This window comes from Nonomuraea sp. NPDC049607, assembly GCF_040675375.1.
GTDB lineage: Bacteria > Actinomycetota > Actinomycetes > Streptosporangiales > Streptosporangiaceae > Nonomuraea.
Window position 1 is genome coordinate 665,416 of record NZ_JBFAOV010000001.1, and the last position, 25,194, is coordinate 690,609.

At 72.4% G+C, this 25,194-nt stretch carries 8 protein-coding genes and 1 tRNA gene; 8 read left to right on the forward strand and 1 reads right to left on the reverse strand.

Going from position 1 to position 25,194, the window contains the following annotated elements; translation table 11 throughout:
• Positions 1–85: 85 nt before the first annotated feature.
• From AB0J97_RS03420 to AB0J97_RS03450, 7 genes are all read left to right on the forward strand, one after another.
• A complete protein-coding gene (locus AB0J97_RS03420) occupies positions 86–1,852 on the forward strand; it encodes a fatty acyl-AMP ligase (RefSeq protein WP_364083889.1) in 1,767 nt (588 codons plus the stop codon).
• Positions 1,836–8,714: an SDR family NAD(P)-dependent oxidoreductase gene (locus AB0J97_RS03425; RefSeq protein WP_364083892.1), complete on the forward strand. Its 6,879-nt coding sequence runs from the start codon at positions 1,836–1,838 to the stop codon at positions 8,712–8,714. The genes AB0J97_RS03420 and AB0J97_RS03425 overlap by 17 nt, the downstream gene beginning before the upstream one ends.
• Positions 8,711–14,050, forward strand: coding sequence for a beta-ketoacyl synthase N-terminal-like domain-containing protein (locus tag AB0J97_RS03430; protein WP_364083895.1), 5,340 nt, complete (start codon positions 8,711–8,713; stop codon positions 14,048–14,050). Before AB0J97_RS03425 ends, AB0J97_RS03430 begins: the two co-directional genes overlap by 4 nt.
• Positions 14,031–17,783 (forward strand): bifunctional LLM class flavin-dependent oxidoreductase/SDR family oxidoreductase, encoded by a 3,753-nt coding sequence (locus AB0J97_RS03435; RefSeq protein WP_364083898.1) that lies wholly within the window; start codon positions 14,031–14,033, stop codon positions 17,781–17,783. Before AB0J97_RS03430 ends, AB0J97_RS03435 begins: the two co-directional genes overlap by 20 nt.
• Positions 17,770–21,036, forward strand: a complete 3,267-nt coding sequence (locus AB0J97_RS03440) for an amino acid adenylation domain-containing protein (RefSeq protein ID WP_364083901.1) — start codon at positions 17,770–17,772, stop codon at positions 21,034–21,036. Before AB0J97_RS03435 ends, AB0J97_RS03440 begins: the two co-directional genes overlap by 14 nt.
• Before the next feature lie 23 nt (positions 21,037–21,059).
• Positions 21,060–23,054, forward strand: coding sequence for a 3-oxoacyl-[acyl-carrier-protein] synthase III C-terminal domain-containing protein (locus tag AB0J97_RS03445; protein ID WP_364083904.1), 1,995 nt, complete (start codon positions 21,060–21,062; stop codon positions 23,052–23,054).
• A gap of 65 nt (positions 23,055–23,119) precedes the next feature.
• Positions 23,120–23,824, forward strand: a complete 705-nt coding sequence (locus tag AB0J97_RS03450) for a CDP-archaeol synthase (protein WP_364083907.1) — start codon at positions 23,120–23,122, stop codon at positions 23,822–23,824.
• A gap of 127 nt (positions 23,825–23,951) precedes the next feature.
• Here the strand turns inward: AB0J97_RS03450 and AB0J97_RS03455 are convergent.
• Positions 23,952–24,037, reverse strand: a tRNA-Leu gene (locus tag AB0J97_RS03455).
• A gap of 309 nt (positions 24,038–24,346) precedes the next feature.
• Here AB0J97_RS03455 and AB0J97_RS03460 point away from each other — a divergent pair.
• A complete protein-coding gene (locus AB0J97_RS03460) occupies positions 24,347–24,991 on the forward strand; it encodes a hypothetical protein (RefSeq protein WP_364083910.1) in 645 nt (214 codons plus the stop codon).
• Positions 24,992–25,194 lie beyond the last annotated feature (203 nt).

Consider the following 25,194-nt stretch of genomic DNA (forward strand, 5'->3'; position numbering starts at 1 on the left):
CTGGTGGCGGAGTTCTGGCCATGAGAGCAGCTCCCCCTGGTTTATGGGCTTAGCGCTTGGTTGTCGTTTCCGGAAGGGTGGTGATGTGGTGGTGGAAGCCCGGACCCGGGAACGTTCCACGACCCTGGTCGAGGTGCTGCGGTCGCGTGCCCACGAGCATCCCGACCGGCAGGCGGTCGGATACCAGGAGGACGACGGGCGGCTGCTGGAGCTGAGTTACCAGGAGCTGGACCGCCGCGCGCGAGCCCTCGCAGCCTCGCTGCGGCAGTGCGGCGCGGCCGGCGAGCGTGCGCTCCTGCTCTACCCGTCCGGCCTTGACTTCGTGGTGGCGTTCTATGGCTGCCTGTACGCGGGGACCGTCGCGGTGCCCACCCATCCGCCCCGCCGCCAGACCCTCGACCGCCTGCGCGGTCTGGCGGCGGACGCGCGACCCGCGATCGTGCTGACGACCTCGGCCCTCGCCGAAGTGGCCGGACCGGCGACATCGGCCGCCCCGGCACTGGCGCCGGCCAAATGGATATACACCGACACGGTTGTCGAGGATCTGGCCGATGAATGGTCGGAACCCGAACTCCGCGCCGACTCCATCGCATTTCTGCAGTACACCTCCGGCTCGACGGCGTCCCCCCGGGGAGTGGCCGTCAGCCATGGAAATATCATGCACAACTCGGCCATGATCAGAGACTGTTTCGGGCACAGTTCGGCGACGCACGGGGTCATCTGGCTCCCGCCGCAACACGACATGGGCCTGATAGGCGGCGTGATCCAACCGATTTTCAGTCACGCACGAATAACCCTTCTCTCGCCCCTCGCCTTTCTCCAGCGGCCGCTGCTCTGGCTGGAGACGATTTCGCGGACCCGAGCCACCACCAGTGGCGCACCGAATTTCGCCTATGAACTCTGCGCCCGGAAGGTCACCCCGCAGCAGCTGTCCACGCTGGACCTCAGCTGCTGGGATCTGGCCTTCACCGGCGCGGAGCCGGTGCGGTCGGCGACGCTTGAGCGCTTCGCCGACACCTTCGCGGCCAGCGGCTTCCGGCGCGAGGCGTTCTACCCCTGCTACGGGCTCGCTGAGGCGACGCTGCTGGCCACCGGCGGGGTGAAGGGCACGATCCCGAGGACGCACACCGTCCATGCCGGCGCACTGGAGGACGGGCGAGTGATCACGGCGGAGCGGGGTGCGGACGACAGCCGTACCTTGGTGAGTTGCGGCCGTCCGTGGTCGGGCCAGCAGGTGGCGATCGTGGATCCGGAAACCACGCGGCGGGTCACGCCCGGGCGGGTGGGAGAGGTGTGGATCACGGGCCGGAGCGTGGCCCAGCAGTACTGGGGCCGGCCGGTCGAGTCCGAGCAGGTCTTCCGCGCCCGCCTCGCCGACGGCGAGGGCGACGGGGAACCCTGGCTCCGCACCGGCGACCTCGGCTACCTCGACGAGGGCGAGCTGTTCCTGGTCGGAAGGCTCAAGGACCTGGTGGTCGTGGACGGCCGCAACCACTACCCGGAGGACATCGAGCAGGTCGCGGAGGGCAGCCACGAGCACCTGCGCCCGCACGGCTGCGCGGCCTTCTCGGTGGACGGTCCCATCGAGGAACAGGTCGTGGTCGTCGCGGAGGTCGAGATCGCCCTGGCCAGGAGGACCGGCGCCGGCCTGGATGCCGACGCGGTGATCAGACAGGTCAGGAAAGCCGTCGCCGAGAAGTGCGACGTGCGGGTGCACGAGGTCGTCCTGGTACGCCCGGGCGGCGTGCCGCGCACCACCAGCGGGAAGATCCGTCGTGGCGCGTGCCGGCGCGACTTCCTGGCCGGGACGCTGAACGCTCTGGGGAGTTCACAGGATGCACCTGGCCGATGAGGGAGAGGTCGCCGGGCCCGGACGGGCGGAGATCACCGACTGGCTGATCGCGCGGATCGCGCGGCTGACCGGCCTTCCCGCCGACCAGGTCGACCCGCACCAGTCCCTCACCGGCTACGGCCTGGGCTCGCGGGACGCCATCATGATCACAGGTGAGCTTCGGGACCTGCTCGACCGGCCGGTCTCGCCCACCCTGGCCTACGACCACCCGACCGTCGAAGCGCTCGCCCGCCACCTGGCCGGAGAGGAGCCGGCGGACGTGTCCGGCGTGGCCGCCACATCCCCGGGTGACGAACCGGTCGCGGTCATCGGCATGGGGTGCCGCTTTCCCGGGGCCGACGGCCCGGACGCCTTCTGGAGGCTCCTGCGCGACGGCGTCGACGCCATAAGTGAGGTGCCGCCCGATCGATGGGACGTCGACCGTCTCTACCACAGTGACGAGGGCACACCGGGCCGGATGAGCACCCGCTGGGGTGGCTTCCTCCCGCAGGTCGACCAGTTCGACGCGGCCTTCTTCGGGATCTCGCCGCGTGAGGCGGCCGGACTGGACCCGCAGCAGCGGCTGCTGCTGGAGGTGGCCTGGGAGGCGCTGGAGAACGCCGGGGTGGCGCCCGGCGAGCTGGCGGGAACGCAGACCGGCGTGTTCATGGGCATCTCCGCCATGGACTACGCACAACTACGGGTACGGCTCCCCGACCCGCTGTCCGACCTGGACGGCTACGCCGGCACCGGCAACGCCCACAGCCTGGCCGCCAACCGCGTCTCCTACCTGCTCGACCTGCGAGGACCCAGCGTGGCGGTCGACACCGCCTGCTCCTCGTCGCTGGTCGCGCTGCACCTGGCCTGTCAGAGCCTGCGAGCGGGCGAGTCACGCCTCGCCCTCGTCGGAGGGGTGAACGTCATCCTCGACCCCGCCGTGACCATCTCCTTCTCCCAGGCGCGGATGATGGCGGCGGACGGGCGTTGCAAGACCTTCGACGCCGGCGCGGACGGCTACGTCCGCGGCGAGGGCGCCGGGGTGGTGGTCCTCAAACCGCTCTCGGACGCGGTGCGCGACGGTGACCACGTGTACGGGGTGATCCGCGGCACGGCGGTCAACCAGGACGGGCGGACCGCCGGAGTCACGGCCCCGAACGGCCCGGCCCAGCAGGCGGTCATACGGGCGGCGCTGAGCCACGCCGGGCTGACGGCGGACCGGCTGGGCCACGTCGAGGCGCACGGCACCGGCACCTCTCTGGGCGACCCGATCGAGGTCGGCGCGCTCGCCTCCGTCCTCGGCCGGCCCGCCCCCGGCGAGCAGGCCTGCTGGGTCTCCTCGGTCAAGACGAACATCGGGCACCTGGAGGCCGCGGCCGGAATCGCCGGCCTCATCAAGGTGCTGCTCAGCCTCACGCACGAGACCATTCCCCGGCATCTGCACCTGCGCCGGCTCAATCCGCACATCATGCTCGACGGGACCAGGCTGGCCGTGCCGGTGGAGGCGCAGCCGTGGCCACGGGCGGCGGCCGCGCGCGTCGCGGGGGTCAGCAGCTTCGGGTTCGGCGGCACGAACGCGCACGTGATCGTCGAGGAGGCGCCGGTCCGGCAGCCCAGGAGCGGCGGCGGACCGTCCGGGGGAGCGCGGCTGCTGATCTTGTCGGCCCGGAGCGAGGCTTCGTTGCGGCTGCTCGCCGACCGGCTGGCCGGGTCGCTGGCGGAGCGGCCCGAGCAGGACCTCGCCGACGTGTGCCACTCCGCGGCGGTGGGACGGGCCCGCTTCCCGCACCGGGCGGCGCTCGTCGCCGAGACCCGGGACGAGTTCGCCGCCGGCCTGTCCGCGCTGGCGGAAGGCCGCACCGCGACGGAGGTCCGGCACGGTCGCACCTCGGGCACTCGTCACCCGAAGACGGCCTTTCTGTTCACCGGACAGGGCTCCCAGTACGCCCGGATGGGCGCGGAGCTGTACCAGGACGAGCCGGTCTACCGCGCCGCGCTGGACCGCTGTGACGAGATCGTCCGGTCCTGCCGGGGCGAAGGGGTGCTGCCGCTGCTGTTCCCCGAGCCCGGCGGCCGTTCGCGTCTCGACGACACCACGCACGCGCAGCCTGCCCTGTTCGCGGTCGAGTACGCGCTGGCGCAGCTCTGGTCGTCGATGGGGGTAGAGCCGGACCTGCTGCTCGGTCACAGCCTCGGGGAGTACGTCGCGGCCTGCGTGGCCGGGGTGTTCAGCCTGGAGGACGGGCTGCGGCTGGTGTGCGAGCGGGGCCGGCTCATGGGCGCGCTGCCGGCCGAGGGGGCGATGGCGGTGGTGTTCGGCCCGCGCGCCCTGGCGGCGGAGGCGATCGGGCCCTACCCGGACGTCCTGTCCATCGCCGCGGTCAACGGTCCGGCCAACACCGTGATCTCCGGCCTGGCCACCGCGCTCGACCAGGTGCTGGAGCGGCTGGCCGCCCAGGACGTCAGGACCCGGCGGCTGAACGTCTCGCACGCCTTCCACTCGCCGCTGATCAGGCCGATGCTGGCCGACTTCGCGGAGGTCGCGGCGACGGTGCGGTACCGGCCGGCGCGCATCCCGATCGTGTCCAACCTGACCGGACGGCCGGCGAGGGAAGGGGAGACCCTGGGGGCCGACCACTGGGTCGCTCAGACCGGGTCCACCGTGGAGTTCGCCCGCGGGGTGCAGGCGCTGGCCGAGCAGGGCTGCGAGATCTTCGTCGAGTCCGGCCCCAGGCCCACGCTGATCAGCCTCGCGCGTTCCTGCCTCGACCTGGACGGCGCCGTCTGGCTGGCGTCGCTGCGCGAGGGCGAGGACGGCAGGCGGTGCCTGCTGGACAGCGCGGCACAGCTGTTCGTGAAGGGTGTGGACGTACGGCCCGCGGTGCCCGGCGGGCGCAAGGTGCCGTTGCCCGGCACCCCGTTCCAGCGCAGCCGTCACTGGCTCCGGCAGGGCGATCCCGGTCAGGCGTCCGACGAGCGGCCGGACTCGACACGACCGGATCGTTCACCACTCGGCCCGCCGGAGGACGCGGCCACTCCGCGAGGCCGGCGGCTGCTGGGCGGGCGGGTGCGTTCGGCGCTGGCAATGCGGCAGTGGGAATCCCACCTGAGCCTGCCGGAGCTGCCCTTCCTCGCCGACCATCGGTTCGCCGGTTCCGCGGTGCTGCCCGCCACCGGGTACGTGAGCATGGCGCTGGACGCCGCCCGGGAGGCGTTCGGCGGCGACGACAACGTGCTGACCGACCTGACGATCAGGCAGACGCTGTTCGTGCCCGAGGACGGCAGCCCGCGGGTGGCACAGCTGGTGCTGTTCCCGGACACGGCAGGTACGGCGGAATTCCAGATCCTCAGCCAGCGTCCGGAGACCGACACCGAGTGGACGCTGCACGCCGGCGGGCGGCTGCGGCGGCGGCTCCCGCAGGACGGCCGCTCCCGGCACACGGGATGCGCCGCGCCCGAGGAACTGCGCGCGGACTGCGGCGAGGAGCTGTCCGAGGACCGGTTCTACGACCGGCTGGGCAGGAGCGGCCTCGGGTACGGACCCACGTTCCGTACCGTCCGGCAGGTCTGGCGCAGTCCCGGTCGAGCGGTGGGGAGGGTCGAAACCCCACCGGCCGACGAGCCCGGCCCCGGCCTCGATCCGGTGCTCCTGGACGGATGCCTGCAGGTGCTGGCCGCCGCGCTGCCGGACGACGGCTCCGCCGCGGACACCTACCTGCCGAGCATGGTGGAGCAGGTCCGGTCGTACGGCCGGCTGCCGGACCGGGTGTGGAGCCACGCGACGACACGACCCGGAACGGCCGACGACGGCGCACTCGTCGGCGACGTACGCGTCCTGGACGATTCCGGCCAGGTGCTGGCGGAGGTGCTCGGGCTGCGGCTGACCGGGATGAGCCCGGCGTCGGCCGACCGCGGCACGGCCCGCGCACCCGTCGTCTACCAGCCGGTCTGGGTGCAGGCGCCCCCGCCGCCCGCGGCGCCGGCGAGCGCGCCGGGGAGCTGGCTGGTGTTCGCCGACTCCGGCGGAGTCGGCGCGGAGCTGGCGGCCCGGCTCGGCGCCGCCACCTGCGTGATCGTGACGCCCGGGGACGCCTACCAGGAGACCGAGGGGCGGGTTCAGGTCGACCCCGCCGACCCGGAGCACCTGGCCCGGCTGCTCGCCACGGTCACGGCGGAGGGCCGCCCGCCGCTGCGCGGCGTCGTGCACCTCTGGTCGCTGGAGGCGGCGATGCCGCTGGAGCGGACCGACCTGGCGACGGTCGCGGACGCGCAGCGGCTGGGGGTCCACCACCTGGTCCTGCTCGTCCAGGCGCTGAGCGCGGTCTCCCCGGTCCGGCTGTGGCTGGTGACCCGGGGGGTGCACCACGTGGTCGAGGCCGACACGGCGGTCTCGGTCAGCCAGGCGCCGGTGTGGGGCCTGGGCCGTACTCTCCGCTGGGAACATCCCGAGCTGGACTGCCGGATGATCGACCTGGATCTCGCCCCGGCCCTCGGCGTGGTGAGCGCGCTGCTCGCCGAACTGCGTGCCGACCCCGCCGGCGAGGGCGGTGAGGAGATCGCCCTGCGCGGCGACGTGCGCTACGCGCCGCGGCTGCGGCCGGTGCGGCGGCCCGGCGAGGAGGACCGGCTCGCCGAGGCCGACGGGCCCGGCCCTGACGGCGTGGAGCGGCTGGCCGTACCTGTGGGGACGCCGTACCGGCTGGAGGTCACCCGGCCGGGACGCCTGGACAACGTGCGGTTGCGGCCGACGGCCCGGCGGGAACCGGACCCCGGGCAGGTCGAGATCGAGGTACGGGCGGCGGGAGTCAACTTCCGGGACGTGATGAGCGTGCTCGGAATCTACCCGGGACCGCCGATCCCGCTCGGTGCGGAGTGCGCCGGCCGAGTGGTCGCGACAGGCACCGGGGTCAGCCATCTGGCCGTCGGCGACGAGGTGGTGGCCGTGGCCGGGGCGAGCATGGGCAGCCACGTCACCACGGCCGCCGAGCTGGTGGCGCGCAAGCCCGCGTCGATCGACTTCGAGGAGGCGGCGACCGTCCCCATCGCCTTTCTCACCGCGCACTACGCGCTCGACCGGCTGGCCCGGCTGCGGCCGGGTGAGCGGGTCCTGATCCATTCGGCCGCCGGCGGCGTCGGCCTGGCCGCGGTGCAGCTGGCCCGGCTCGCCGACGCCGTGGTGTTCGCCACCGCCGGTTCGCCGGAGAAACGCGCCTACTTGCGAGATCTCGGCGTGACCCAGGTGATGGACTCCCGCACGCTCGAATTCGGTGAGGAGATCACCCGGCACACCGACGGGCAGGGCGTCGACGTCGTCCTGAACGCACTGCCCGGCGAGTACGCCACAAGGAGCCTCGCCCTGCTCGCCCCCTACGGCAGGTTCGTGGAGATCGGCCGTACCGACATCTACCTGAACCGGCCGCTGCCGCTGCACCCGTTCCGGGCCAACCTCGCCTACACGGCGGTCGACCTGGAGCGCGTCTGCCGCGAGCGGCCGGGGCTGGTCCGCACGCTGTTGGAAGAGGTCCTGGCGCGTTTCGCCGACGGCACGTTGCGCCCGCTGCCGCGACACGTCGTCCCGGTGCGGGAGGCGGTCGCAGGCTTCCGCCACCTGGCACAGCGCCGCAACATCGGCAAGGTGGTGCTGCGACTCGAAGAACGGGCCGCGCCGAACGAGGAACGCCAGGCCGGACACCGGGCGGGACAACTGTCAGGACCCGAGCTCGCCTTCGCGTCATCGGCGCCGTCCGGTCCGGCCGACGCGCTGGGGGCGGACGGGACCTATCTGGTCACCGGCGGGCTCGGCGGGCTGGGCCTGGCGGTGGCCGACTGGCTGGTGGAACGGGGAGCGCGGCGGCTCGTCCTCCTCGGCCGCGGCGCGCCCACCTCGCCTGCCGCGGAGCAGGTGGACAAGCTACGCCGGGCAGGGGCCGACGTGCGGATCGTCCGCGCCGACGTGGCCCGCGAGGACGACGTACGACGGGTGGTCGGCGGGATACCCGCCCTGCGGGGAATCGTGCACGCGGCGGGAGTGATCGACGACTCGACCCTGCGCACGCTTGAGCAGTCCAGCCTGGCGGCCGTGCTCGCGCCCAAGGTGCTGGGGGCCTGGCACCTGCACGCCGCCTGCCGCGACGCCCCGCTCGACTTCTTCGTGTTGTTCTCGTCGCTCGCCTCGGTCCTCGGCTCTCCCGGTCAGGCCGGGTACGCCGCCGCGAACGCCTTCCTGGACGCGCTGGCCCAAGCCCGCAGGGCCGCCGGGTTGCCGGCCGTCACCGTCAACTGGGGGCCGTGGGCCGAGGTGGGAATGGCCGCGCGGCACGAGGCCCGCAGGCTGCACGACGGCCACGGCGTGGGCCTCATCGCCCCGCACTCGGGCCTGCGCGTCTTCGGAACGCTGCTGGAACATCCGACGGCGCAGGCCGTGGTCGCCGCCGTGGACTGGTCCCGGCTGGCGGCCGCCCGAGGGGCCGGCAGGGTGCCGTCCGTGCTGACCGAGGTCGTCGACCGGCCCGGAAGCGATGGGCATGACAGCGCGGAGAGGGCCTGCCCGCTCCGCACGCGAGTCCTCGCCGCCGCCGGCCCGGACGGCCGCGAGTCGGTGCTCACCGAGTACCTGCGGGAACAGATCGCAGCGGTCCTGGGCCTGTCCGCGGATGCGGTGGACCCGAAGGAGTCACTGAACAACATCGGCCTGGACTCCCTGATGGCGCTCGAACTGAAGGAACGGCTTGAGTCGGCGAGCGGCGTACGGGTGCCGATGGAGATGCTGTTCCACGATCCACGCATCGTGGACCTGGTCGGCGTGCTGCTGGCGGGGTTGCCCGCACCCGGGACCGGCGAGCCGGTGAACCACAGCCGCCGAAGGGATGAGAGGGCAGGCCGATGACGGAATCGCCGACCCGGTTCACAAGTGTGCGCACCCTGGTCGACCTGCTGTCCTGGCGGGCGGAGCGTGATCGCGGGCAGCGTGCCTTCGTGTTCCTTGACGACGATCCGGCAGGCGCCGTCGAACGGAGTGACCGCGCCGATCTGGCGGAGATCGGCTACGCGGAGCTGGACCGGCGGGCGCGCACGATCGCGATCTGGTTGCTGGGCGTCAGCCGTCCGGGGGAGCGCGCGCTGCTGTTCTACCCGCCCGGAATCGACTACATCGCGGTGTTCTTCGGCTGCCTCTACGCGGGGGTGGTGGCGGTGCCCGCCTACCCGCCACAACCCAACAGGCGGATCCGGCGTATCGAGGCGATGGCCGTGGACGCCGGGGCGACGGTGGCACTGGCGCCGCAGGAGTTCCGGACGACGCTGGAATCCCTCTTCGCGTCCGAGCCCGCGCTGGCCGGTGTCCGCCTGGAGACCCCGGCCGAGGAGGAGGGCGCACACCGGAACTGGCAAAAGCCTGACATCAGCGGCGACACGCTGGCGATGCTGCAGTACACCTCCGGCTCGACCGGTGTGCCGCGCGGGGTCATGGTCGCGCACCAGAACCTGGTGGAGAACCTGGCCGCGATGGCGTGGATGCTGGACGGCACGCCGCGCGGCACCGAGCCGCGGCCGTTCCAGCAGGATCCGGAGCGCTACTGCGAGGCGGTGAGCTGGCTTCCTCCGTACCACGACATGGGGCTCATCGGCGGCATCCTCATGCCCCTGTACGCCGGTCGGCCGGCCGCGCTGATGTCCCCCGCCGCGTTCCTCCAGCGCCCGGCGCGCTGGCTGGAGGCGATCTCCCGCTACCGGGCGGCGCACAGCATCGCTCCGAACTTCGGCTACGACCTCTGCACCCGCAGGGTCACGTCTGAACAACGTCAAGGGCTCTCCCTGGAACGATGGGACCTGGCGATGTGCGGCGGGGAGCCGATCCAGGCGCGGACGGCACGCCGGTTCGCGGAGACGTTCGCACCGGCGGGCTTCCGGGCAGCGGCCTTCTACCCCTGCTACGGCATGGCCGAGGCGACGTTGATGGTGACCGGCCGTCCTCTGGACCGGCCGATGGCCGTCCAGGCGCTGGACGCCGCCGAGCTGCGGGCCGGCCGGGCGGTCGAGACCGACGAGAGTCCGGCCGCGCGGGTCGTCGTGGGATGCGGGCGGGCGGTGCCCGGCCACCAGGTGGTCGTGGTGCGGCCCGAGGACGGCACGCCCTGCCCGCCGGGCGAAGTCGGGGAGATCCAGGTCTCGGGGCCGAGCGTCGCCCGAGGTTACTGGAACAGGCCGGAGGAGACGGCCCGGACGTTCCAGGCAGATCTGGCAGGCGTCCAGGACGGCGGCCCGTACCTGCGCACCGGCGACCTGGGCTTTCTGCGCGGCGACGAGCTCTTCGTGACCGGCCGGGCCAAAGACCTGATCATCATCCGTGGCCGCAACCACTACCCACAGGACATCGAGGCGACGGTCGAGTCGAGCCATCCCGCGCTGCGGCCGGCCGCCGTCGTGGCCTTCTCCGTCGAGGACGATGCCGAACCCCGGCTGGTCGTGGTCGGCGAGGTGGAGCGTCCGCACGGCATCGAGGTCGCCGAGGTGATCGGCGCCGTACGGCAGGCGGTCGCCGAGGAACACGAGCTGCGGGTGGACGCCGTCGTGCTGGTCCGGCCGGGCAGCGTGCCCAAGACCTCCAGCGGCAAGCTGCAACGTGGTGCCTGCCGGGACGGTTACCTGGCTGCCGACTTCCCCGTGGTCGGCGAATGGCACGCCGTCGTCGGCGCGGAGCCCGTGCCTGACGAGGAGGCGCCGGCCGTACCGCCCGCGTCGGCGCTCGAACCCGTGACCGGACCGGCGAGGGGACGGTCCGCGGCCGAGATCGAGCAGTGGCTGGTCGCCCGGCTCGGCGGCCGGCTCGGCGTGGACCCCCGCGACATCGACGTGGCGCAGCCGTTGGCGCGGTACGGGCTGGACTCCAAGGAGGCCGTGGCCATCACCGGCGAGCTGGCGGACTGGCTGGGGATCGTCCTGCCCGCCACCCTCGCCTACGAGTACCCGACGATCGGCTTGATCGCCCGGCACCTGACCGGGGAGCCCGCGTCGTTCGGCGACCGGGACCGTCCCGAGCGGGACTGGACGCGAGCCGAGCCGATCGCGATCATCGGCATCGGCTGCCGGTTCCCCGGGGCCGACGGCCCGGAGGGGCTGTGGAGCCTGCTGTCCGGCGGGGTGGACGCAATCCGCGAGGTGCCGGCCGGCCGGTGGGACGGGGTTCACCGGCGCGCGGGCGACCTGCCCGGGTTGCGCTGGGGTGGCTTCCTGGACCGGGTGGACCTGTTCGACCCGGAGGCGTTCGGCATCTCTCCCCGGGAGGCCGCATCCATGGACCCGCAGCAGCGGCTGCTGCTGGAGGTCGGTTGGGAGGCGCTGGAGGACGCCGGTCAACCGGTGCACGGCCTGGCGGGCACCGACACCGGGGTGTTCGTCGGCATCTCCAGCAACGACTACGGTCAACGCCGGTTCGACGCCGTCGACACGGTGGACGCCTACGCCGGCACCGGGAACGCGCTGAGCATCAGCGCGAACCGGCTGTCCTACCAGTTCGACCTGCGCGGCCCGAGCCTCGCGGTGGACACCGCCTGCTCCTCCTCCCTGGTGGCCGTGCATCTGGCGGTACAGAGCCTGCGGGACGGGCGATGCGGGCTCGCGCTCGCCGGCGGGGTCAACGTCATGCTCTCGCCGGGGGTGACCGCCGGGTTCGCCAAGGCCGGATTCATGGCCCCGGACGGCCGCTGCAAGTCCTTCGACGCGGACGCCGACGGCTACGTGCGCGGCGAGGGGGCCGGGATGGTGGTGCTCAAGCCGCTCAGCCACGCGCTCGCCGACGGCGACCCCGTCTACGCGGTCATCCTGGGCAGCGCGGTGAACAGCGACGGCCGCACCAACGGGCTGACCGCGCCGAGCATCCAGGCGCAGGAGAGCGTGCTGCGCGCGGCCTACCGGGATGCCGGGGTGCCCGCCGGACGGGTCCGCTACGTCGAGGCGCACGGGACCGGCACCGCTCTGGGCGATCCCATCGAGGCCCGCGCCCTGGCCGGGGTCCTCGGAGAGGAACGGCCCGAGAGCCGCCCCTGCCTGATCGGTTCGATCAAGACCAACGTCGGCCATCTGGAGGCCGCGGCCGGGATCGCCGGGCTGATCAAGACGGCGCTCTCGCTCTGGCACCGGCGAATCCCGCCCAGCCTGCACTTCCACCGGCCCAACCCGCAGATCCCCTTCCACGAGCTGCCCCTGCGGGTGGTGCGGACCCCGCTCGACTGGCCTGACGACGGCGAGCCCGCCCTGGCCGGGGTGAGTGCGTTCGGGTTCGGCGGCACCAACGCCCATGTGGTGCTGGAGGAGGGGCCCAGGCTGAGCTTCGGCAGGTCGTCGGGCGGGTTTCCCGCCGCGGTTGGCGACACCGCTCCCGCAACCCCGGAGCCGGTGGCGGCGCAACTGCTTCCGCTGTCCGCGCACAGCCCGGACGCGCTGCGGGAGCTGGCCCGGGACTGCCTCAAGGCGCTGACGCCCACCGCGGAGCGTCCGCCGGTTGGCCTGGCGGATCTGTGTCACTCCACCGGCGCGCTGCGTACCCATCTTGATCACCGGCTTGCCGTCGGCGGCGCGACACGGCAGGAGGTGGCGGCCGGGCTGCGCTCGTTCCTGGCGGACGAGGCGGGGCCCGGCGTAGCGGCCGGCCGCCGGGCATACGGCCGCCCGCCCCGGCTGGCCTTCGTGTTCTCCGGGCAGGGAGTGCAGTGGTGGGGCATGGCACGGGACCTGCTGCGGCAGGAGCCGGTGTTCGCCGCCGCCGTCGCCGACTGCGCTGAGCTGGCCGACTGCGAGACGGACTGGTCGCTGCTGGCCGAACTGCACGCGGACGAGGCCGCGTCCCGGTTGCGCGAGACGGCCGTCGCCCAGCCGGTGCTGGTGGCCGTGCAGGTGGGACTGGCGGCTCTGTGGCGCTCCTGGGGAGTCGAGCCCGATGCCGTGGTCGGACACAGCGTGGGGGAGATCTCCGCAGCCGCGGTGGCGGGCGCTCTGACGCTCTCCGACGCGATGCGGCTGGCCGTGCTGCGCGGCCGGATCATGCAGCGAGCCGCGGGGACGGGCGCGATGGCGGCCGTGCATCTCGGCGCGGCGGAGGCCCGGCGGGCGGTGCTCGGATGCGAGGACACGGTGTCCGTCGCGGCCGAGAACAGCCCGGTCTCCAGCGTGCTGTCAGGGGAGCGGGCGGCGTTGGACCGGGTGCTGGCGCGGCTGGCCGACCAAGGGGTGAGCCATCGCCTGCTGGCGATGGACTACCCGTTCCACAGCCCGGGGTTGCGGCCGTTCGCGGCCGAGCTTCCCAAGCTGTCGGCCGGGCCGGTGGTGGAGGACACCTCGGTGGCCTTCTACTCCACGCTCACCGGCGACCGGTACGGCGTCCACGAGTGGGACGGCGACTACTGGGGGCGTCAGCTGTGCGAGCCCGTGCTCTTCGCCGCCGCGATGGAGAGGCTGATCACCGACGGCCATGAGACGTTCGTCGAGGTCGGGCCGGACCCGGCGCTCACGGGTGCGATGACGCAGTGTCTGGGGGCCAGGCCCGGCCAGGTGCTGGCGTCCCTGCAAAGGGGCCGCGACGACCGCGCCGCGCTCCTGGAGACGCTCGGCACGCTCTACGCCACCGGCCACCGCGTCGACTGGGACGCGGTGCGGTCTCCCGGCAGCCGCCGCGTCCGGCTGCCCCGGTACCCCTGGCAACGCGAGCGCCACTGGGCCGAGCCGGAGTCGCCGACCGCGAGCGACGGCGCCGGACACCGTCTCGCCGGCGGTGACGTGGACGCCGAGGCGCATCCGCTGCTCGGCCGGCGGACCTCGATCGCGTCGGTCGCGGGGGTGTGGGCCTGGGAGCGGCGACCGGCCGAAGGTCACCTGTCATACCTGGCCGGGCACCGGATCGACGGTTCGGCGGTGCTGCCGGCGGCGGCCTATGTCGAGATGGCGCTGGCCGCCGCCCGTCAGGTCTTCCCGGATGGGCCCTGCGCGGTGGCGGACATGGTGCTGGAGCGTCCGCTGGCGGTCACCGGCCGGTGCACGATCCAGACCGTCCTCACGCGCGTGTCCGACCGTGACCTCGATTTCCACATCTGCGCTGGTGCCGTCCCGGCGGACGTCCCACCAGGACAGGACATGTCAGGGCAGGGCGCGGGCGGTGTGCCGCTGGAGTGGGCCGTGCACGCGCGCGGCCGGGTGCAAAGGGGGCAGACGCATGGTCGCGGCAACGGATGACCCCTGTCTGCGGTTCGGGCTGATCTTCTTCTCCAGCCGTACCGAGGCGGCGGGGCAGGACGCCTATCGGCTGCTGCTGGAGAGCGCGCGGTTCGCCGACACGCACGGGTTCTCCTCCCTGTGGGTGCCGGAACGGCACTTCACCCCCGACGGCTGGCTCTATCCGAACCCGTCGGTGGTGGCGGCCGCGCTCGCCCGGGAGACCAGCCGGATCGCGTTGCGCGCGGGCAGCGTGGTGGTGCCGTTGCACCATCCGGTGCGGATCGCGGAGGAATGGGCGGTCGTCGACCAGCTCTCCGGCGGGCGGGTGGGACTCTCCTTCGCCTCCGGCTGGCATCCGGACGACTTCGTCTTCGGCCCCGACCGCTACGCCGACCGTCACGAGCACATGTACCGCGGCATCGAGTCGGTCCGCACGCTCTGGCGGGGGCAGCCCGTCACGCTGCCAGGCGGCGACGGCCCCGTGCAGGTTCGCGTGTATCCGCCGCCGGTACAACCCGAACTGCCGGTGTGGATCACCGCCGCCGGCAACCCGCAGACCTTCGAGCGAGCCGGCGCCATCGGCGCGAACGTGCTGACCCACCTGTTCAACCAGAGCGTCGCGGAACTGCGCGAGAAGATCGACGTCTACCGGGACGCGCGCCGCGCACACGGCCACGGGGAGACCCCCGGCCAGGTCAGCGTGATGGTGCACACGTTCGTCAGCGACGACGCCGAGCTGGTCGACGGGCAGGTCCGGGACGCCTTCTGCGACTATCTGAAGTCGGCGTCGTACCTGCTCACCGGGGTGGCCGCGAGCAGAGGGCAGCAGGTCGACCTCGGCAAGCTCTCCCCCCAGGACGTCGACGAGTACGTGCGGTTCGTCCACGACCGGATGGTGGAGCAGCGGCGGGTGCTGTTCGGCACCCCGGAATCCTGCCACGATCTGCTGCGCGAGCTCAGTTCGGCGGGCGTCGACGAGATCGCCTGCCAGCTCGACTTCGGGCCGTCGGTCCCGCTCGTTCTCGGCAGCCTGCCCGCCCTCGACCGGCTGCGGAGGCAGGCGGAGCAGCTGGGGGCCACGGTGAGGCCGTCGCCGCCCCCGCCGGTGCGGGAGTCGGCCGTCACGACCGGGGTGTCGGGCGGCGTCGCCGAAGTCCGGGCCCGGTGCGCCGAGCAGGTGACCGGGGCGGAACTGTACCGGCGGCTACGCGGCTGGGGCGTCGAGTTCGGCACCGACTTCCAAGGGCTGCGCCAGGTCTGGCGCCGGGACGGAGAGGCGCTGGGCCAGGTCGAGCTGGCCGACCGGCTCGCCGCGGAGGCCGACGCCTATGCCGTGCATCCCGCCTTTCTCGACGCGTGCCTCCAGGTGCTGATCGCCGCGCTGCCCGGAGGCGGGTCGGCAGACGGCGGCACGCCGCTGCATCTGCCGGTCGGCATCCGGCGGTTCGAGCTCTTCGGCAAGCCTGGACGCCAGGTCCTCAGCCACGCGGTGATCGATCCCTTGGCCGGCCGGCCCGGGGGCGAGGTGGTCGGCGACGTCCGGCTCATGCACCCGGACGGGACACCGCTCGCGCAGGCTCTCGGAGTGCGCCTGCACCCGCTGCACGGCATGTCCGGTCCGGACGCGGCCGAACCGATCGACGATCTCTGCTACCTGATGCGATGGGAAGAGGTCGCCGGGGGGTGTGCCGCCGACCGGACTCCCGGCCAGGCCACCCCCGCCGCGCCGCCGGCGGGGCGTTGGCTGGTGTTCGCCGACGACGACGGCGTGGCCGACGCACTGCTGCCGATGCTCGCGGCGCCCGGCCTGGAACCGGTGGTCGTCACCCCCGTGGACGAGCCGGGGACGGTCGAACCGCAGGCCGGGGGAGCGCATGCGGTGCGCTGGCGGATTCGTCCCGACTCGCCTGAGGACATGCGCCGTCTCATCGCTGCGGTGACCGGGCCGGACGCCCCTCCCTGCCAGGGGGCGATCCACCTTTGGAGCCTGCGGGCACCGGAGCTGGACACGATGGACGTCGCTGACCTGCCGCAGGCGCAGCGGTTCGGTTGCGGAAGCGCGCTCCAGCTGTTCCAGTCCCTTGCCGAGCCGACCGTGCCCCGGCCACCGCGGGTCTGGCTCGTCACCCGTGGAGCCCAGCAGGTCATGGACGGCGAGGGCGTCGCCGCGCTCCAGGCCCCACTGTGGGGGTTCGGCCGCGCGGCGGCGTTCGAGCACCCGGCACTCTGGGGCGGGCTGGTCGACCTCGACCCGGAGGCGTCGGCCCAGCAGGCGGCGACGGCCCTGCGCCAGGCACTCGACCACCCGGACGAGGACGAGCTCGCGGTACGTGCCGACAGGCGGTACGCCGCGCGCCTGGTACGGGCTCCCGCCGTCCGGTCTGCCCCGGGGGGCGCACCCGCCGGGGTGCCGGACATGGTCCGCTGCCGTCCGGACGCCCGTTACCTGATCACCGGCGGGTTGGGCGATCTCGGCCTGGAGGTCGCGCGCTGGCTGGCCGACCGTGGGGCTCGCCATCTGGTGCTGCTGGGACGTACCGGACTGCCGGACCCGCGGGACCGGCACCGGGCGCCGCCGGACGGCCCACTGGCCGCCAAGGTCGCGGCGGTGGACGAGTTGACGGCACGCGGTGTGGACGTGCTGGCCATGGGCGTGGACGTGGCAGAGCCCGCGGCGCTGTCGGCGTGCCTCGCCCAGCTCGTCCAGGACGGACGCCCGCCGATCCGGGGGGTGGTGCACGCGGCGGCCACGGTACGCGGCGGCATCCTGGTCAACCTGGACCAGGCGGCGCTGACCGAGGTGCTGCGACCGAAGATCGACGGCGGGGTGCTGCTGCACCGCCTGCTGGCCGGCGCGGACCTGGACTTCTTCCTGCTCTTCTCCGCCATCCCGGCCTCCTTCGGCTGGCTCGGGCAGGGCGCGGCCAACTACGCCGCGGCGAACGCCTTCCTCGACGCCCTGGCCGCGCACCGGCGCGCGCTCGGCTTGCCCTCGACCAGCATCGCCTGGGGACCGTGGGCGGAGGCGGGCCTGGTACGGCGGGCGGCGGGCGGCGCGGAACGCCTGGCCGACCAGGGCATAGGCACGCTCTCCAACGCACAGGGCAGGGCCGTGCTGGAACGGCTGCTCACCGGGGACGAGAGCCACACCGTGGTGGCCTCCATCGACTGGCCGCAGATCCTGCGGGTCGCCCCGGCGCTGGTCCGATCCCCGTTGCTGCGTCGTCTGATCGAACAGCGGACGGTGGCCGAGGCGCGACGTGGCGGGGCAGGCGCCGGCGGCGAAGAGCTCCGCGCGCTACCACCGCACGAGCGCGAACCGTGGCTCGGCGAGTACGCCCGGGGCAAGGTCGCCGAAGTGCTGCGCATCCCGGCGGACCGCCTGCACCTCGATCGTCCGCTCAGCGAGGCCGGCCTGGACTCGTTGATGGCCATCGAGCTCAAGAACCGCCTGGAGGCCGATCTCGGCGTGCACGTCCCGATGGTGACCTTCCTGCAGGGGCCGAGCATCCGCCGGCTCGCGACGGAGGTGATCGGGCAGCTCACCGACCCCGGACCGGCGTCGTCAGCCGCCCCCGTAACCGTCGCGGCCGGAAACCCGGCACGCGTGGCCGACGGCGGCGCCGCGAGCGTGGCGGCCTACCTCGACCAGTCACTCGCCGCCCAGGTCCTGGCCGATCTCGACCGGCTCTCCGACGAGGACGTCACGCTGATGATCGCCCAGCTTGAGGAGCACCATGACCACGACTGACCCTTCGACGGAGGGCAGCCGCGCCAGGCTGGCCGAGCTGCTCCGCCGACGGGCCGATCAGCCCCAGGTGGAACTCGACGCGTCGTACGGGCAGCAGGCCCTCTGGTTCCTCTACCGGCTGGCCCCCGGCAGCTGCGCCTACAACGTGATGCAGGTGGTCCGGGTCCGCGGCACGCTGGACCTGGCCGCGCTTCGCCGGACGCTGGAGACGGTGTCGGCCAGGCATGCCGCGCTCCGCACCCGATACGCGACGCGCGACGGCCGGACGATCCAGATCGTCGATCGGGAGCAGCCGGTCAGCCTGACCGTCCTCGACGCCTCCCGCTGGACCGGGGAACGGCTGGCCGAGGAGGTCCGAGAGCGCGCGGAGCGCCCATTCTCGCTGGAGCATGGCCCGGTCTGGCGCGTCGAGGTGTTCGCCCGAGGCGTCGACGAGCACGACATCCTCGTGTGTTTCCACCACATAGCGGTGGACATCTGGTCGCTGAGCCTGCTGCTGGACGAGATCCGAACCCTCTACGCGGTAGGCGGCCATCCCGCCGAGGCCGCGCTTCCGCCCGCCACGCCGTACTCCCGCTACGTCCGGTGGGAACGCGACCTGCTGGCCGGGGAGCGCGGCGAGGTGCTGCGCCGGTACTGGCAGGAGCGGCTCGCCGATGCCCCGCTCCAGTTGGAGCTGCCGACGGATCGGCCTCGTCCGGCTCGGCAGACGTACCGGGGCGACCGGTGCGCGGTCGAACTGAGCGGCGATCTGACGGCCCGGCTCAAGGCCCTGGCCAGGGCCGAGGGGTGCACGCTGTACACGCTGCTGCTGGCGGCCTACTTCACCCTGCTGCACCGCTACACAGGACAGAGCGACCTCGTGGTCGGCTCGCCCATGACGGTACGGCCGACCACCGAACTGGAGCGCCTGGTCGGGTACGCGGTCAACCCGGTCGTGCTCCGCGCGGACCTGTCCGGTGACCCGCCGTTCACCGAGCTGCTGGCCACGGTCCGGCGCGTCGTGCTGGAGGCGATCGAGCATCAGGACTATCCCTTCTCCCTGCTCGTCCGGCGCCTGCAACCGGATCGGGAGCTCAGTCGTTCCCCCGTCTACCAGGCGATGTTCATCTGGGACCGGCCGCGCACGGAGAACACGCGGGAGACGCCCGGCTGGGAGCTGATCGCCTCCGAGCAGTGCGGTGCCGCGGTGGACCTGACGCTGACGGTGTTCGAGCTGCCGGACGGTTTGCGGGCGACGCTTCAGTACAACCGGGACCTGTTCGACGAGCAGACCGTGTCCGCGATGGGGGAGAACCTGGGCACACTGCTGGAGGCGATCGTGGCCGCGCCGCGTCAGCACCTCTCCGGGCTGGATCTGCTCACCCCCGCGCAGCGCCGGCTGATCGTCGAGGACTGGAACGCCACCCGCCGCGAAGTTCCCGAGTGCGGTGTGCACGAGCTGGTGGCACGGCAGGCGCTGCGTACCCCCGACAAGACGGCGGTGCTGGCCGACGACGGCATGCTCACCTACGCGGAGCTGGACCGGCGGGCGGACCGGCTCGCCGTACGACTGCGGGCGATGGGCGTGCGGGCCGAGACCCCCGTGGGCGTCTTCCTGAGCAGGGGCACGGGCATGATCGTCGCGATGCTCGCGGTGCTCAAGGCAGGCGGCGCGTACGTGCCCCTGGACCCGGCCTACCCGTCCGACAGGCTGGCCTGGATGCTGACCGACAGCTCCCCGGTCCTGATCCTCACCGACTCCCGGGTCTCGGCGAAGGTGCCACCAGGCCCCTGGCCCCGGCTGGAACTCGATCAGGAGCCGGACCGGGACGCCGGTCAGGAGGCCGTCCGGCCGGACGGGCCCGTGGCGGACCGCCTCGCATACGTGATCTACACGTCCGGGTCCACCGGCCGTCCCAACGGGGTGGAGGTCACCCATCGGAACCTGGTCAACTTCCTGGTCGCGATGCGGGAACGGCCCGGCCTGCGCGACGACGACGTACTGCTCGCGGTCACCTCGTTGTCGTTCGACATCGCCGCGCTGGAGGTGTTCCTGCCGCTGACCGTCGGAGCCACGGTGGCGGTGGCGGCGGAGAGAGAGGCCGCCGACGGAGCCCGGCTGCTGGCCCGGTTGCGCTCGTCGAGGGCCACCGTCATGCAGGCCACCCCCATCACCTGGAGGGTGCTGCTGGACGCGGGGTGGCGAGCGGATCCGGAGCTGACCGTGCTCTGCGGCGGTGAGGCGCTGCCGGGCGAGCTGGCCGGCCGGCTGGCCGACCGCGCGAAGGCCGTGTGGAACCTGTACGGACCGACCGAGACCACCATCTGGTCGACGGCGCACCGGGTGGACTCGTCCGTGTTCCCGGTGCCGATCGGCCGCCCGATCGCCAACACCCGGACGTACGTGCTGGACGCGGCGCTGAATCCGGTGCCGATCGGCGTGGTCGGCGAGCTCTGCATCGGCGGCCGGGGCGTGGCCCGGGGATACCGGCACCGCGGTGACCTGACCGCGGAGAGGTTCGTGCCGGACCCCTTCGACCCCGAGCCGGGCGCACGCCTGTTCCGCACCCGCGACCTGGCCCGGCTGCGCTCCGACGGCCTGCTGGAGTTCCTGGGCCGTACGGATCACCAGGTCAAGGTGCGCGGCGTGCGGATCGAACCGGAGGAGGTCGAGGTGGCGTTGCGCGCGCACGCCGCCGTCGACGACGCGGTGGTGGTGCTGAGCGCCGCCGGCGATTCACGGGACGCCCGGCTGGTCGCCTACCTCACACCGCGGCCGCCGCGACACGGCGTCGACCGCACTCAGGTGCCGGAGCCGACCGGTACGGAGCTCCGCCGTTTCCTCGCCCGTACGCTGCCGCAGGCCACGGTGCCCTCGTCGTTCCTCTTCGTGGACGCGTTGCCGCTGACCGCCAACGGGAAGATCGACCGGCGGGCACTCGCGGCCCGGGCCCCCGGCCCGGACGACGCCAGGCCGCACGGCGCCGAGCCGGACCCGCCCTCCTACGAGGGGCCGCGCACGCCGCTGGAGAAACAGCTCGCCGACCTGTGCGGGCAGGTCCTGCGCAGGGACGGGATCGGCGTCCACGACAACTTCTTCGACCTCGGCGGCACCTCGCTGCACGTCGTCGAGATCGTGACGCTGGCCTGGACGGCCGGACTGGCAGTGACTCCGGAGGCGCTCTTCCAGTACCAGACGATCGCCGAACTGGCCGCCGCCCTCGAACCGGGCGCGCCGGCCGGGAGGCCCGCGGAACGGGGCACACGATGAGTGAATCACCCACACAGCGGACCGTGATCGAGAGTCTGGGGGTGTACCTGCCGTCGCGGGTGCTGTCGACCCAGGAGGTCCTCGACGGTTGCCGGACCCCGCTCCGGTTCCCGCTGGAGCGGTTCACCGGCATCCGATCACGGCGAGCCGTCGAAGACGGGCAGTACTCCATCGATCTGGCCATCGAGGCGACCTCTCGTTGCCTCGCCCGCTCCGCGCGGGATCCCGCCGAGATCGGCCTGCTGATCTGCTGCAACATCTCCCGGCTGGACGGGCCGATGACGTTCTCCTACGAGCCGAGCACGTCGGCCAAACTGCGCGAACGCTTCGGCCTGCGTCAGGCGCTCTCGTTCGACGTGACCAACGGCTGCGCCGGGATGTTCACCGCGATCGCCGTCGTGGACGCGTTCCTCAAGGCCGGCGTGATCGACAGCGGCCTCGTGGTCAGCGGCGAGCACATCACCCACCTCACCCGGACCGCCCAGCTGGAGATCGACGGTTTCATGGATCCCCGGATGGCCTGCCTGACCCTCGGCGACGCCGGGGCCGCACTGCTGCTGGGGCGCTCCACCGACGGGAACAGCGGCTTCCACGCGCTGGACCTCTACACGCTGGGCCGCTATGGCGAGTACTGCCTGGCGCATGCGACGGACCGGGAGCACGGCGGTGCGATCATGCACACCGACTCGCTCCGGCTGCACGCGGTGACCGTGAACGAAGCGATCTTGCACGCCATGGACGTGCTGGCCGGGCTGGGTGCGCGCCCGGACGCCTGCCAGCACCTGATCATGCACCAGACTTCGGAGAAGACACTGAGCGACGCAGTGACGGAGATCAACCGGCGCTACCGGCGGACGGTGTGTCACCCCGGCAACGTCGTCTACAACCTGGCCGAACGTGGCAACACTGCGACCACCAGTCATTTCATCGCACTGCATGACAAGGCGTCCAGCGGGCGGGTGCGTACCGGGGACAACGTGTTGTTCAGCGTCACCGGTTCCGGACTGACGGTCGGCACAGCCGTCTACACCCTGGACGACCTGCCCGACCGGCTGCGCGACCCCGGTGCGCCGCCGCGCCCGTCCGGCGCCCCGGCACCGGCCCCGAGCGCGACGCGACGGCCCCGCCGGCGGGTGCGGATCGAGAGCGTCGGCATGTCCCCGGACGGCGGGTCCGCGGACCGGCGCGCGCTCGAACTGGCCCGGCTCGCCGCCGATGAGTGCCTGCGGGAGTCCGGATACCACCGCAGCCGGATCGAGCTGCTGCTGTACGCCGGGGTCTACCGTGAGCAGTACCTTTCCGAGCCGGCACTGGCGGCGCTCGTCGCCGGCGCGCTGGAGATCAACGACAGCGTGGAGTCGGATCGGGCCAGGCGCACTTTCGCCTTCGACGTGTGCAACGGATCGCTCGGCTTCCTCAACGCCTGTCACGTGGCCGCGACGATGATCGAGGCGGGGAAGGCCGAGACGGCGATGGTGCTCGCCGCGGAGATCGAGAACAACCTGGAGGTACGGCCGGACGCCTTGCTCGGAGTGCGCGAGGTGGCCTCGGCCCTGATCCTGGACGCGGCGTCGGACGGACACACCGGTTTCGGTCAATTCCTCTTCCGCGCCCACCCTCAGCATCTGGCGGCGCGCACGATCGAGGCACGACACCACGGCGGACGTTCGTACCTCCATATTCACCAGGACGGCGATCTGGAGGACCACTACCTGTCCGGACTGACCGAGGTGACCGAGGAAGTCCTCGACCGCGACGGCGTCAAGGCGGACGAGCTCTGTGCCGTACTGGCCCCGCAACGCTCACCCGAGTTCCTGCGACGGCTGGCAGAGGCGCTGGACGTGTCGCCGGAGCGGGTCGTCAACACCTGCGCCGACGGCCTCGACCTCTACACCTCCTCACTGCCGTACGGCTTCCGCGGGGCGCGCGAGCGGGGACTGGCGAGGCCCGGTGACGTGGGGCTGGTGCTGGGCGCGGGCGCGGGCGTCCAGGTCGGCGGCGCGCTGTACTGGTTCTGAACGATGCCTCCGACGACGACCGATGCGGCCGAGCACGCGATGAGCACGACGCACGGGAGCCAACCTTGACCACAACGGCCCCCCCGAACACCTGGGCCCTGCCCAGCCTGGCCCTGCCCAGCCTGGCCCTGCCCAGCCTGGCCCTGCCCAGCCTGGCCCTGCCCAGCCTGGGTATGCACAGCTCGGGCTTGGACGGCTTGGGCCTGTACAGCGCCCAGGCGCTCTACCTGTTCGCTCCGCTCGTCGTCGGCATGGTGGTGCTCGGGGTCGCGCTCCGGTTCGATCTCGGGCGGTGGCTGCGGCGGCCGGTCGACGCGAGGCTGACCGTCCGAGGGCGGCGCGTCTTCGGCGCGAACAAGACCTGGCTCGGCATGCTGTGCAGCCTGCTGGGCTGCACCTTGGGGGTGGCGGTACAGGCCGCCGTCGGCGACCGGGCCGGCGACCTTGCACTCATTCACTACCGCGCCGAGATCGTGCTCCCCTTGGGAGCGACACTGAGCCTGGGGGCGACCGCCGGCGAACTGATCAACTCCTTCGTCAAGCGCCAACTGGACGTGCCCCCGGGGCGCCCCGGCCATGGATGGTGGGGACCCCTGCTGCACGTCGTGGACCAGGTGGACTTCTTGGTGACCCTCTGGCCACTGTTGCTGCTCTGGCTGACCCCCGACTGGCCGCTGGTGCTGCTCTCCTTCGGCTGGACCTTCGTCCTGCACCAGGCGATCACCCTGACAGGCCGCCGAATCGGCCTGACCGGACGAGCCCCATCGTAAGAGGCCGCCCCCACCGTCCACCCGAGCACCCGATGACCGTCACCATGCGAACCCAACACAAAGCACTACCCGGAAAAGCAAAATGTGGAGGCCCGTTGAACCGGAACCCCCACATGTGCGGTTGATGTGTCCGAGGGGGGACTTGAACCCCCATGCCCATCACTGGGCACTAGCACCTCAAGCTAGCGCGTCTGCCTATTCCGCCACCCGGACTTGGTGCCTGCACGCGGGACCGTCATCTCGCGTCGGCTCCGTAAGGTTAGCAAACTCTGGGGGGTGAGTCATACCAAGTATCGGCACAGCGGCCGGCGACACCTGCCCGGCGCCCCCGGCCGCACCCCCGGGATGACCCTTCCAGGTGTCTCACGTGAAGCGGGCCAGCGTGTCCTTGGCCTTTTTCGGGGTCTCTGCTGAAAAGCCCTTGCGGCAACTTTGGGTGCTGCTACGGTTACGGATCGTTGAGGGGTGAGTCCACGGACCGGCCTCACGATGTGAGGCCGGTTCCGGAAGCTGGGAGATCAGGTGGCACGCACGAAGGTCGGACAGTCGGGGGCGTCGTCCCTCGCTGTGCGCCGCGTGCCCATGACGTTCCCGGATCAGGACATGACGTTCCCGGAACAGGACATGACGTTCCCGGAACAGGATATGACGTTCCCGGAACAGGGCACGACCGCCGAGCGGGCCGACCGGATGGCGCGGTTCGCGGCCGGCGCTCGCGGAGTTGTCGTGCGAGCGGTCACGATGGGCGCCCTCGTGGCGGCCGGGTGGCTGCTCGCCGTCGTGTTCGGCATGATGTCCGCCGCTCCGGCGGCCGCGGACGCCACCGCGGCCACCACAGGAGCCGCCGACGCGGCCCCGGCTCCTCTTTCGGCCCCCGTTCAGCTTTCGGCGTCGGACAACGCCGAGGCGATGGCGGGGCGCACCGTGGACGGTCTCAACAGCCAGCAGGATCCTGGTCTGCCACCACCATCCTCCGCCGGAAAGATCTTGGACACCAACGGATTGGTGCCCAACGGTGGTGGCAGTGGCCCGTTCGGGCCCGGTATGGGGGATGTCGCGAGGTCCGGTGTCGACCCGCGGCTGCAGTACCAGCCCGCCGTCATGGCGCGTGTGCTGCCCCCCGTCGTCCGCACAGCGGCGGACGACCCTTCCTTCTCACCTGACTGATCCCGCCATCCAGGCACGCCCCGGACGACCCGTCCGGAGAGCGGCGGCGGAGCGTGGTCATTTCCCCTCCGTCGGCGGGTGAGACGTCAGTCAACCTGTTCGCGAATCCGAGGTCACCGCTGTGCGCGACCTCGCACGTCCTCGCACGGCCTCGGCTGCCCGCGAACCGTTTCAGGTATCCCCCCAAGAACCACTAGGAGCAT

Excerpts from the sequence above, each read along its gene's own strand:
- AB0J97_RS03425 (WP_364083892.1), top strand. The coding sequence starts at position 1,836 with ATGCACCTGGCCGATGAGGGAGAGGTCGCCGGGCCCGGACGGGCGGAG.
- AB0J97_RS03430 (WP_364083895.1), top strand. The coding sequence starts at position 8,711 with ATGACGGAATCGCCGACCCGGTTCACAAGTGTGCGCACCCTGGTCGAC.
- AB0J97_RS03435 (WP_364083898.1), top strand. The coding sequence starts at position 14,031 with ATGGTCGCGGCAACGGATGACCCCTGTCTGCGGTTCGGGCTGATCTTC.
- AB0J97_RS03440 (WP_364083901.1), top strand. The coding sequence starts at position 17,770 with ATGACCACGACTGACCCTTCGACGGAGGGCAGCCGCGCCAGGCTGGCC.